14 protein-coding genes are annotated in these 12203 nt (G+C 50.4%); 2 read left to right on the top strand and 12 right to left on the bottom strand.

The features are described from left to right. Positions 1-19: 19 nt before the first annotated feature. The 7 genes from CHM34_RS13065 to CHM34_RS13035 form a co-directional block, all read right to left on the bottom strand. Positions 20-367, bottom strand: a complete 348-nt coding sequence (locus CHM34_RS13065) for a DUF2512 family protein (RefSeq protein ID WP_276207709.1) — start codon at positions 365-367, stop codon at positions 20-22. Between the two features lie 548 nt (positions 368-915). Next, positions 916-1761: a YitT family protein gene (locus tag CHM34_RS13060; protein ID WP_094265068.1), complete on the bottom strand. Its 846-nt coding sequence runs from the start codon at positions 1759-1761 to the stop codon at positions 916-918. Positions 1762-1813: 52 nt separating this feature from the next. Next, entirely contained in the window at positions 1814-2140 is a 327-nt protein-coding gene (locus tag CHM34_RS13055; protein WP_094265067.1) for a YnfA family protein, read from the bottom strand. A gap of 536 nt (positions 2141-2676) precedes the next feature. Continuing rightward, entirely contained in the window at positions 2677-4800 is a 2124-nt protein-coding gene (locus CHM34_RS13050; RefSeq protein WP_094265066.1) for a heavy metal translocating P-type ATPase, read from the bottom strand. Beyond that, positions 4784-5158, bottom strand: a complete 375-nt coding sequence (locus CHM34_RS13045; RefSeq protein WP_094265065.1) for an ArsR/SmtB family transcription factor — start codon at positions 5156-5158, stop codon at positions 4784-4786. Before CHM34_RS13045 ends, CHM34_RS13050 begins: the two co-directional genes overlap by 17 nt. A gap of 171 nt (positions 5159-5329) precedes the next feature. After that, positions 5330-5758: a DUF441 domain-containing protein gene (locus CHM34_RS13040; RefSeq protein ID WP_094265241.1), complete on the bottom strand. Its 429-nt coding sequence runs from the start codon at positions 5756-5758 to the stop codon at positions 5330-5332. 60 nt (positions 5759-5818) lie between these two features. Next, positions 5819-6064, bottom strand: a complete 246-nt coding sequence (locus tag CHM34_RS13035; RefSeq protein WP_094265064.1) for a hypothetical protein — start codon at positions 6062-6064, stop codon at positions 5819-5821. 522 nt (positions 6065-6586) lie between these two features. Here CHM34_RS13035 and CHM34_RS13030 point away from each other — a divergent pair. Both CHM34_RS13030 and CHM34_RS13025 read left to right on the top strand, forming a co-directional pair. Then, positions 6587-7639, top strand: a complete 1053-nt coding sequence (locus tag CHM34_RS13030) for a permease (RefSeq protein ID WP_094265063.1) — start codon at positions 6587-6589, stop codon at positions 7637-7639. 12 nt (positions 7640-7651) lie between these two features. After that, positions 7652-8518, top strand: coding sequence for a TIGR03943 family putative permease subunit (locus CHM34_RS13025; RefSeq protein WP_094265062.1), 867 nt, complete (start codon positions 7652-7654; stop codon positions 8516-8518). 293 nt (positions 8519-8811) lie between these two features. On the opposite strand, the gene CHM34_RS13020 is transcribed toward CHM34_RS13025, so the two are convergent. From CHM34_RS13020 to CHM34_RS20205, 5 genes are all read right to left on the bottom strand, one after another. Continuing rightward, on the bottom strand, positions 8812-9297 hold the full coding sequence (locus tag CHM34_RS13020; protein WP_276207708.1) for a L,D-transpeptidase family protein: 486 nt from the start codon (positions 9295-9297) through the stop codon (positions 8812-8814). Positions 9298-9533: 236 nt separating this feature from the next. Then, positions 9534-9968: an arsenate reductase (thioredoxin) gene (gene arsC / locus CHM34_RS13015; RefSeq protein ID WP_094265060.1), complete on the bottom strand. Its 435-nt coding sequence runs from the start codon at positions 9966-9968 to the stop codon at positions 9534-9536. Between the two features lie 29 nt (positions 9969-9997). Beyond that, positions 9998-11299, bottom strand: coding sequence for an arsenic transporter (locus CHM34_RS13010; protein WP_094265059.1), 1302 nt, complete (start codon positions 11297-11299; stop codon positions 9998-10000). Between the two features lie 21 nt (positions 11300-11320). Beyond that, positions 11321-11659, bottom strand: coding sequence for an ArsR/SmtB family transcription factor (locus tag CHM34_RS13005; protein ID WP_094265058.1), 339 nt, complete (start codon positions 11657-11659; stop codon positions 11321-11323). A gap of 405 nt (positions 11660-12064) precedes the next feature. Beyond that, positions 12065-12203: zinc ribbon domain-containing protein (locus tag CHM34_RS20205; RefSeq protein WP_141201714.1), on the bottom strand; the 139-nt coding region annotated here is incomplete at its 5' end.

Below are 12203 nucleotides of genomic sequence, written 5' to 3'. Positions count from 1 at the left end.
AATCTCTGCGCAGCCTGATTTAAATGGGTTGTTTCAAGACTTTGCGTTGGTAATAGACATGAAGGATCCACTCACCCACAGCGATAAATACAGCGGAACCGAAAATTAAGCCGACATTGATGGTATTGACATCCATTCCAAACCATTGAATGGCGATCCACCCGATGACGATTGCGGCCAAACCAAAATCGGCCACTGTAGCCACTGTATTATTCACTCGAGGAAGCAACCATAAATCGCCAATCAAATAGCTGATCACTCCTATGATGAGACTGATCCATGTCACATCCACGACGGTGAAGTTGGTCCAAGCAAAAAAAAGGGTAAGGATCACCCAAGCCATTATAAACTTTACAGCCAGTACGATTAAATGTTTGATTTCCCAAACCCTCCTCCCTTTTGTAAAGGATGTATCAGATGGGAGCCTCGTATGTAATGGGAGTCATCAAAATCCCCATTCCATGAAATGAGTCGAAACCTTTCTCCGTTAGGATCCCCAAAGACGTTATGATTTAGCACACCCTTGGTGATCGGGGGTTGGGTTCCATCGCGTAGGATTTAGTAGGATTTATTAAAAAGCCAACCTTTACCGGTTGGCTTTAGCGGTTAAGAAACGTTTTTTTCAGTCGCTCGAAGAAGGTTTCTTGTTTTTTACCCTGTTTAGGTTTCTTTCCAGTTCCACCACAATAAGCGCAAGGAACTTCCATTGGCAACGGCAACATCGTTTTGATCTTTCCTTTCCCCTTACAGGCCGAACAAGTCGCCATCGTTCCCCTACTTTCTAGTGAATATTGCGCTTCTTAAAGTGTCCTCCCTTTAACCCCCAAGGGAAGACCACTCAAGTGGGAAAGAATCATAGAGACTCCGACAATGCCATCGTCGATGATAATCGTTGGGACGAGTTTACTCCAAATCTCAGCTTTTATAATACGGAAACAGAGATTTGTATTCGACGCCGGCGGTTTCCGCGACATAAGACGCTTCCATAATCGCCCCAGGATCCGTTTCCAACACCAGTTCTTTTAGTTTGGGATACTCTAAGCGGTCCACGATGCAATAAATGATTCGTTTTTCGTCGCCGGAGTACCCACCCTCTCCGCGAAGAAAAGTCAGGGAAACTTCCAAATCATGAACCAACCGTTTTCCCACTTCTTCCGGCTTCTCCGAGATAATCATCACGGATTTCGCCTGGTTCAGACCATCCATTACAAAATCGATCATTTTGGTCACGATGTAGAAAACCGCCAAAGAAAGCATCGCTTTTTCCAGGGTGTAAACAAAAGCCGCAGCCGTAAAAATCACTGCATTGAGAGCCAGGAGAAATGTGCTGATGGGAATGTGGAAGCGTTTGTGAAACCAGACAGCGAGCATCTCGGTTCCGTCAATCGCTCCCCCGATTTTAACCACAAAACCGATTCCCAATCCCAAGAGAAGCCCTCCATAGAGAACAATCAAAACTTCTGAAGTCGTGATGGGCGGGATCGGTCGAAATATAATCAGCCCCACAGCCGTAACTGCATTGGCGTAGAGGGTGCGAATGACAAACCTTTTCCCGGTCACTCTGGCAGTGAACAGCAGAATCGGAAGATTGAGTCCGAGAAAGACCACCCAGAGCGGAATTCCCCAGAGCTTATTGGACATAATCGCAACGGCGGTTACCCCGCCATCCACCAAACCGTTGGGAGCCAGAATCAGTTCCAATCCGACGGCGACAGCGAATGAACCAACGGTCAAGGAGAGATATTCCCAAAATCGTTTCATTTGTCATCTCCTTTGTTTTCCACACCTTCTGAACCCGCGGATTTTCCCATCCCTAATTTCGGGGAGCCCAGAGCATGATAGCAACTCCAATCAGACAAATACCGGCACCGATCCAGTCGTACTGATCAGGGCTTTTTTGGTCAATCCCCCAGCCCCACAGTATCGACAACAAGATAAACACTCCTCCATAAGCGGCATATACGCGACTGAAAGAAGGAAAGGCTTGAAAAGTGGCAATCACTCCGTACAGAAACAAAACCAATCCGCCGATGAGTCCCCAAGTTGCCGACTTTCCTTCTCTAAGCCACAACCAAACGAGATAACCGCCTCCGATTTCAGCAACTCCGGCAAGAAAAAATAATCCGATCGCTTTCCACATAGTTTCCTACCTTAATCCGACTTTTGTTTGCCTTTTAGTTTCCGAACTTCATCAAAGGGGATCAGGCCCGCTTTGGTCACGTAAACCCGACCATCTTCAATGGAATAGGTGATATAATCCCCCACACGAACATCCAAAAGATCTCGAACTGTTTGGGTAAGGTAACCTGATTTTTTGAACGAATTCGGTAGACGTGATACATCAATCCACCTCTTAAGGGATATTTATGATTCTTACTTTTTTACTACCTATTGTATCATACATTCGATTACAGAAAGACCGAAGGTAACCTGATTTTTTGAACGAATTCGGTAGACGTGATACATCAATCCACCTCTTAAGGGATATTTATGATTCTTACTTTTTTACTACCTATTGTATCATACATTCGATTACAGAAAGACCGAATGAAGCCCTCGCCGAGATCGACGAGGGCTTCGCTTGATTCCGTCCGTTACACCGCATACAGGATATTCCACATCCTTTATTGCAACAAATACAAACAAATCCCGATCAGCAGGAGATGTGCTATCGGTTTAAGCTTCCCGCCGTTTAAGTAACCGTAGACCGTTCAGAGTGACCATCAACGTGGCTCCCATATCCGCGAAAATCGCCATCCATAACGTCAGCCACCCGGGGACAATCAACAGCAATGCAACGGCTTTAATGACCAAGGAAAATATAATGTTCTGTTTGATGATCTGAAGAGCTTTCCGGCTCAACCGGATGGTATAGGGGAGTTTTCCCAGGTCGTCGGCCATCAAGGCGATATCGGCTGTTTCCAGAGCCGTATCTGTCCCGGCACCTCCCATGGCAATACCAACCGTGGAAGCGGCCAAAGCGGGAGCATCATTGACTCCGTCGCCGACCATTGCGACCCCCGTCCCATTGGATCGAAGGTTTTTGATAACTTCCAACTTCTGTTGCGGAAGGAGTTCTGCCTGGATTTCACCAACCTCCAGCTTCTGCCCGATGGATTTTGCCGTGGCTGGATTGTCCCCAGTCAACATGATCGTTTTCCGAATCCCCAATTGCTGCAAACGTCGAATGACCTCCCGACTACTTTTCCGGATCGGATCGGCGACAGCGATGATTGCCAGGAGACGCTCTTCCGTCCCCAGTATGATTACCGTTTTCCCTTCCTGCTGCAACCGGAGGATGGTATCCGATTGGTCATTGTCGATCCCATCGTCCCACATCTCTTGGAACAAACCGGGGCTTCCCACGTAGTACAAGGTTCCTTCGACCGTAGCCTGCACCCCTTTCCCCGTCAACGAAGTGAAGTCTTCAACGGACCGAGTATGGAAGGGGAGGGATTTCTCTTCCGCTTTCCGCATGAGCGCCAAAGCCAACGGGTGCTGAGAGTTTTTCTCGATGGCGGCCGCGATCGAGAGGTATTCCTCCTCCGGGCCAAAGACAATCAGGTCGGTCACCTCGGGGACACCTTCCGTAAGAGTCCCCGTTTTGTCAAAGGCGATGATATCGAGGGTCCCTGCTTCCTCCAGATGGATGCCCCCCTTGATGAGCACTCCGTTTCTGGCGGCATTCCCAATGGCAGTGACGATCGAAACCGGGGTAGAAATGACAAGCGCACAGGGACAGCCTACCACCAGGAGAGCAAGTCCCCGGTAAATCCATTCGCTCCAACCCGCCTGGAAAAAGAGCGGGGGGACGACGGCCAAGGCCAATCCGGCGATCACAATCGCTGGAGTATAAATCTTTGCGAAGCGGTCCACAAAAGCTTGCGAGGGCGCCCGTTCCGCTTGCGCCTCTTCCACCAGGTGAATGATCTTGGCGATCGTCGTGTCCTCCACCCGTTTGGTCACTTCAACTTCCAGAACTCCTTCCCCATTCAGGGTACCGGCAAAAACCTCATCCGCAACGGTTTTGTCCACCGGAATCGATTCCCCGGTGATAGCCGCCTGGTTGAGGGCGGAACTTCCTTTGACGATCACTCCGTCCATGGCCAGTTTTTCACCCGGCTTCACAATCATCCGATCCCGGACCTGAATCTCTTCCACCGGAACCGTCATTTCTTCATCGCCCCGGCGGATCAGGGCTTGTTTAGGCGCAATATCCATCAAGGAACGGATGGATTGGCGGGCTTTGTCCATCGAATAAGTCTCCAAGGCTTCGCTGATCGCAAACAGAATGACGACTGTCGCTCCTTCCCCCCATTCTCCGATCGCGGCGGCCCCTAAAATGGCGATCGTCATGAGGGTCCTCATGTCAAACTGAAGATGAGAGAGGTTTCGCAGCCCCTGAAGAAACAAGGAATAACCACCCAAGATCATGGAAGCGGCATAGAGGAGAACAGAGGAAAGACTCCCCTCTCCGTGGGTGAGGCTGAAAAGCCAACCGATCAACAGCAATCCTGCGGATCCCAGAACCCGAAGGTTCCCTTTCTTTTTGCAAAAAGGAACTTTTTCCACCGGGTCTTTCTGTCGCTCCGAAAGGATTTTCAAGTTCTCAAAGGCGCCGGCTTTCTCCAGTTCTTCCACAGTCGGCTGTCCTACCACCGTCAACTTGGAAGCGCCGAAGTTCACCTGCGCATCGACAACGCCGGGGATTTTCTTGACATTGGTTTCAAATTGGGCGGCACAGTTCGCACAAGTGAAGCCTTTTACCCGATAGACTTGTTTTTCATTCGCTTGTTCCAACGGGTTTCATCTCCTTGTGGTGATCAAAAGCCAATTGAACCAACTGCTTGACGTGATCATCATCCAATGAATAAAAGACCAGTTTTCCCTCTTTTCGGTATCTGGCCAGACCCATGTTACGGAGGAGCCGGAGATGGTGAGATGCAGTCGCCAGGGAGGATCGAATGATATTCGCAACATCACATACACACAGTTCCTTTTCTTGAATCAAGGCATAGGCAATCTTCATTCGGGTCGGATCAGCCAGCGCTTTAAACAACTGAGCGGTCCCCATAAAATCTTCCGTTTTCAGGGAGGATTGGACCCGCCGAACTTTCTCTTCATCATAACAGTAAATATCGCAACGATCCTCCGACATGGATTTTCACCTCTAATAATCAAATGATCATTTTATTATAGTGTAGCACCGCTGACTATGACAATCAAATGATGATTAGATGATTTCAAAACAAAAAGACCCTCGCAACCGCCCCCTATTGGCGCCGGGAGGATCTTTTTGTTTGGGTCGGTTATGAGAATGGGTTATAGATTATCTCAACCAATGGGTGAACAAAGACAGGATACCCGCTGCAATCAATGGACCCACCGGTACGCCACGGAATAAAGCAACACCGACGATGGTTCCGATTAACAGGCCGGTCACGATCGTAGGCTGAGTCGTTAACAAGCCGGCCCCCCGTCCACCCAGATAAGCCACAAAAATACCGACGGCCACAGCAACCAGTCCTGAACCACTTTTCATCGTCTCAACCATGTTGGACCACGGTATTTTTCCCAGAGCGATAGGAGAGAGCACACCCATCGTCAGAATGATGATGCCGATTTTCAACCCATACTGCTGAGTCCATATCAAAGGCTGATTACTCGGCCACAAACGGAGACTCAACAGCCCGATACCGGCAATCCAGACTGTCGCGTTTTTCGATATCACGCCCAAGACCACAATGACCAGCAACATCCAAAAAACATCCACCGGTCGCTCAACTCACTTCCCGATATGAGATAGGAGTACGACCACTCATTGTAATACACCATCGGGCTTTCTTTCATCCATCAAAAAACACCCGGAGATGTTGAAGGGGATTATATGGAGAGATGGCAAGAAGGTGCCGACTACGGATAAGCAAACAGACAAAAACACCGCCGAGGATGCGGCGTTTTTGTCATCGTCGAGGGCATCCTCCAGTTTGCGGCCTGCTCCGAGATACCCGCTCAATACCGTGACCGGAATCCGGTCGTCCGTCCGACACCTCTCCTCTCCCAAATGTCAACCTTCGTTTCAATCGTAATCATGATGCTTTATCTTTAGTAAAAATGGACTAATCGAAACAAATACGTTTTACCAATGATTCAATCAAGCCTTCATTTTTGGTTTAAACCTATATTATACTTATGTTGATCACTTTCTAACTTAAAGTCCAACCCACCTTTAATCGAATCAATTTTGATTTATGGAGGATCAAATGTACAAAACCCCTTGGTTTCTAACGCCAGCCCGCCGGGGTATGGAGTGGCTTGCTCCCACCGTGGAAGCGGAGGATCTCTGCTGGCGTTGCGGCTATCCCATCCCTTCTCCCGACGGAGTGGGCCCCAGATCTCTTCGTGGCCAAGGTCTTAGCCGAACTGGAGCTGGGCCCAGTTGCCCGCCATATCGCCGGTACCCGCCAGGGAGCGGAACGGATTCTGCAAGGGGTTGCTGCACGATGTTAAAAGTTCAAGAATGGTACATGCCTCCGGCTTGTCCGTATAGAAATTGATGGTAAACCGCTGAAAATGGGGGATCGCTGTGTTCAAGTGGATCCGTGAATATTATATGGATCTGACCGGATTTTTGGTACTAGCCGGATTTCTCTATCTGATCCTATCTGGGATTGACGCTCTGGAAACGTCCCAATGGCTCGATTCTGCGGCTCTTTCTTCGCCTCCCGCCTGGCTTCAAAATAGTTCTACGCTGTTCTTAAGCATTTTTATCGAGGGAATCCCCTTCATCCTGATCGGGGTGATCATCTCCAGCTTGATCCACGTCTATGTCCGTGAAGATACCGTGTGGCGCCTCATACCCAAAAGTCCTTGGGTTTCCATTCCTTTTGCTACTTTCATGGGACTGGTTCTTCCCGTCTGTGAATGCGGCATCGTTCCGGTGGCACGGCGCTTAATCCAAAAAGGGTTCCCCGCCTATATCGCTTTTACGTTTCTGCTGGCAGCGCCGATCATCAACCCCATCACTATCGCTTCTACATACTTCGCATTCGCCGGCGATTGGAAAATGGTGTTTTCCCGCCTGCTGCTGGCCGTCGGTATCGCCGCGGTGATGGGCATTCTCTACTACTTCTTTTTCAACGGCGACCCAGACGTTACGACCCACTGTGAACACCCTGACCGGGATTGCAACCATAGTCATCACCTTCATCACACCGGTCAGAGGCATACCGGTGACAAGCTCATCCACGCGATGCACCATTCCATCTTTGAGTTTATGGACATGGGCAAATATTTCGTCGCCGGTGCCTCAATCGCTGCCGCCTTTCAGGCTTTTGTCGGCCTTTCGACCATCCGGGAATTTGCCGAAAACGAATGGCTGGTGATCCTGGCCATGATGGCCATCGCCTTCGGCTTATCCCTCTGCTCTTCGGCGGATGCCTTTGTCGCCGCTTCCTTCCGCAGCGCCATGTCCACCCCCCCGATTCTGGCATTTTTGGTCTACGGTCCGATGATGGATCTGAAAAATTTGTTCATGATGTACGGCAGTTTTCGGAAGCGCGTCGTCCTTTTCCACTTTGCCGCCACCACCCTACTCACCCTCGCCTCCATCGGCCTCTTTATCAGCCTGGTTCTGTAAAGGAGTGAAAAAATGGGTTCCTTCCTGCGCATCGTCATCTGTTTCGGGACCGCGGTGATGTTGATCCACATGCTAATTACCGGCGAACTAAGGTTGTTCATCAACCCTCGCTTCACACCCTTAATCATCTTCAGCACGCTGCTGTTGATCCTGTTCGGTCTGGTGCAGATCTGGCACCTGAAACAGCCCGCCCCCCATCGGATTGGCGGATGGGGTTACATCCTCCTCTGCTTTCCCATCCTCGCCTTTATCTTGGTCCCGCCCGCGCCTCTGAACTCCTCTATGGCTTCTAAAAAAGGAATCAATTACCTTTCTCCAGAAGCGATGGAAAGTCAGCAGGTCTTGACCAAGGAAGAGAAAGAGAGGCGTACCGGGGAAAGGGGGTCCAACGATCCGTCACCGGAGGACAATTCAGAACTCAACGATGAAGAACTGCTCTCCAAGCCTCCCAGCAACGAGGAGAGCTACGACCCCAACCCCTACTACAACAAGATTGTGAAGAAGTTGAAAGCCGCCGCCGTAATCGAACTCGACGACAAAAACTATATCGACCGACTCACAACGCTTCAGATGTACGATAAGGAACTGAAAGGGAAACCCGTCAAGGTAAAAGGCTTTATCTTTCGTGCGGACAATATGCCCGAAGGTGTCGTCCTCGTTTCCCGGTACAGTATAACCTGCTGTACGGCTGATGCCAGTGTGATCGGGATTTTTGCCAAATTCCCCGGTTCTGATCAGATCAAAGAGGGAACATGGATCGAAGTCAAAGGCGGACTGGATTCCATTGTGGTTGAAAGAAGCCGGGTCCCGTTCATTGAAGCGCCTTCTCACCGGGTAGTGGAGGCTCCGAAAGATCCCTATGTCTATGCGAATTACTGAATGGAGAATGAAAATGACCCGGCCCCCCGTGTCATTTTTCTTCGCCCTCCATCCGTTAAACCATCAGCAAGTTTGCCCAATTGATGGCGCAACTACAGGGACCACGAAACCCTGTCTGATAAAGATAGAACCTGTTTGCGACAGGATGGCGCTCCTACCGCCAGGTAGCTACCGCAGACGAGCGGCCACAGAAACACGGAGAAGGAACCTGCATTTTCTTTGTCACAGAAGGCGGGTTCCTTCTTTTTTCATGCCGATACCGGGGATTTTTCCCCTAACGGCTGTTGTTGGGTTTATTCCAATAATCCTAACCGTTGGTATTCAGCCAACCTTATTTGGGCTGTAACCTTCAAACCATGATCTCTTTGATACCTCTTCACCGCATTTTCCAGGCTCGCTCCAAACCATCCATCCATAGGCCCGTCATAATACCCCGCCGCTCGGAGGCGGTTTTGGACCAAGAGAACCAACGATCCTCGATCTCCCCGAACCAGTGTTTTCGGAAGGCTTTCTCCCAGACCCAGGATCGGTCCTTCAATATGGACCTGAGTTCCCAGGGGGACTTTCGGAAATAATGCCTCGACATCCGAATTGAGTAAGCGAATACAACCATGACTCGAGTGGCTTCCGACGGAGTGAGGCTGGTTGGTGCCGTGAATCCCATACTTCCCCCATGGAACATTGAGTCCCAACCATCGGGGACCAAACCCTCCCCCCCAATCCCTGGACTTTTCAACCACCTTCCAGTCACCGATGGGAGTCGGAAATTGCTCTCGGATGGGATGGGACCGAAAACGCTTGAATGAAGAACCAGGCTTAGGATGAGAGTAAGGATCGGCTTCACAAATGATTCACCTGCTTAAAGTATTATAAAAGCAACAGGTTATATCTTCCCCTTTAAGCTCTCCTACATACGCACTGGATCTTTTCAAAGAACCCATTCACCCTAAACCGCCCTGCCGACTACCGTAAATTAGTTTCTGAAAAAAAGGATCGTTTCCGCGTCTGCTCGTGTTCAGGTGTCTTCCGTCTCTTCGACAAACCGGCGGATCCGCTCTTCGATCTGGTCCCGAACCCGTTGGAAGACGGCCCAGACTTCCTCTTCGGTCCCCTCCGCCTTCGCCGGATCGTCGAAACCCCAGTGTTGCCGGTTGACGTGGGGCGGGGTCATGGGACACTTGTCGTTGGCGTCCCCGCACAAGGTAATGACGTAGTCGGCGTTGTTCAGGATCTCGGGATCGATGATATTGGAGGTCTGACCTGAAATATCGTTTCCCTTCTCTGCCATCGCCTTCACTGCCTTCGGGTTCAGACCGTGAGCCTCAATGCCGGCACTGTAGACGTTGAAACGATCCCCGAGGATCTGTTTGCCAAAGCCCTCCGCTATCTGGCTACGGCAGGAATTGCCAGTACACAGGAAGTAGATGGTTTTTTTCTTGTCCGCAGTCATGGTAAATCCCTCCGTGAATTGGACCTTTTTTAGTGAATCAGCATCAGCCAGGCATACAGGCCGAGGAGCGTAATCAGCAGGGTGGGAATCGTCAAGATGATCCCCACTTTGAAGTAATAACCCCAAGTGATCTTTACGCCTTTACGAGAAAGAACGTGGAGCCAGAGCAGGGTGGCCAGCGAACCGATCGGGGTGATCTTGGGCCCCAGATCGGAACCGATCACGTTGGCATATACCAAGGCTTCGCGCATCAGCCCGTCAGTCGCGGTGGCATTGATCGCCAAAGCATCAATCATCACCGTCGGCATGTTGTTCATGAGAGAAGACAGAATCGCGGCGATGAAGCCCATGCCGACAGTGCCCGCCAGGACCCCTTGACCAGCTGTCCATTCGATCGCCCCGGCGAGAGCGTCGGTAAGACCGGCGTTCTTCAGGCCGTAGACCACCACATACATGCCGATGGAGAAAACGACCACCGTCCAGGGGGCATCCTTCACCAACTGCTTCGTGCGGATGGCCGGGCTCCGGCGGGCCGCCAACAGGAACCAAATGGCCGCTGCCCCAGCGATGATGGAGACCGGAACACCCAAGGGTTCACTAAAGAGATACCCCGCCAGCAGGATCCCCAGGATGATCCAAGAAAGGCGGAATAGGCGCCGATCCTTGATAGCCTCCAAGGGCTTCTGCAGTTGTGCAAGATCATAATCTTTTGGGATGCTCTTCCGGAAGAACAGGGACAGGACGAGAAGGCTTGCCCCTAAGGCGAATAGATTGGGTACGATCATGCGGGTCGCATACTCCACAAACCCAATCCCGAAGTAGTCGGCCGAGACGATGTTGACGAGGTTGCTCACCACTAATGGCAGCGAGGTGGTGTCGGCGATGAAGCCGCTCGCCATCACGAAGGCGAGGATCATCTTCTCTTCAAAGCGAAGGGCCCGAACCATCGCCAACACGATGGGGGTAAGGATCAGAGCGGCCCCGTCGTTGGCGAAGAAGGCCGCCACCGCCGCACCCAACAAAACAACGTAGACGAACATCTTCCGTCCGTTCCCGCCGGCAAGGCGGGCCATATGAAGGGCAGCCCACTCAAAGAAACCGATTTCGTCCAGAACGAGGGAGATCAGGATGACCGCTACGAAAGCCAAGGTGGCGTTCCAGACGATTCCCGTCACGGTCCAGACATCGGGAAGACTGACAACTCCGAACAGAAGAGCTAAAATGGCGCCACCTGTTGCCGACCATCCGATCGACAACCCCCGGGGCTGCCAAATGACGAATAACAAGGTTATCGCAAAGATGAAAAAAGAAATCCAAGCTGTCGACGTCATCATTTTTCTCCTTTATTCCCTTTAATCACAAACAACTTTCTTTCCGCTCGCTTTTAACGCTTCGATTTCGTAGCTAAGGTCAGGCAGGCTGTCGACTACGGACCGAAAATAAGGAAGCCTCTCTCCGTCGAGGGAATAAATGACCCATTGACCTTGGCGACGTTCTTTCACCAGTTTGGCACTTTTCAACCTGCGCATATGCTGGGAGACGGCAGGCTGCGTCATTCCCAAGATTTCTACCAGCTCACAGACGCATAAATCCTCGGTCTTCAATAGAGCCAACATACGGAGGCGGGATTGATCCCCCATCGCTTTGTTGCATTCAGCGAGTTCTTCCCATCCCAGTTCTTGCACGATCATGAGCATCACCCCAACGGTATATAATCATATGCTTATAATATTGTCAATGGATCACGTATACTTCATGACGACCTTTTCAAAAACCATTTATACTGAAGCATTTCAAGGGGATAAACTTAGGTGGTTTTAAAAAGAAGTTAAAGCCCGTGACAAGGCTCGCTGAGTGGGTATATGGAGGTGATTAATAAAGGGATGTCCTTGGACATCCCTTCAGGCTGTTGAGAAATACCTGTTTTTCAAATGTATAAGAGTATAAAGAATGTAAGCCGATATTCTTGAAAGGGAGAATTAACGGCTTATGTTATTGAAGTGAACCTCTCGCCATTGAAAGGGCGAGCTTCTCGTTTCATCGAGCCGACTCCTGCCGCACTCTCCACGAAGGCCAGTTCCTGGCCTGATTGAGTTTTAAGAGGCTTTTCTTGCGAGTTGCAGAATGTTGATGGCCGCATTGACATCCCGATCCTGTTCATAGCCACAAAAAGGGCAACGATGGACCCGTTCGGCCAATGTTTTTTTGACGATTTCACCACAGCTGGCGCATCGT

This window comes from Paludifilum halophilum (genome assembly GCF_002245355.1).
GTDB classification, from domain to species: Bacteria; Bacillota; Bacilli; order Thermoactinomycetales; family DSM-45169; genus Paludifilum; species Paludifilum halophilum.
This window is presented reverse-complemented; position numbering and strand designations above follow the sequence as displayed.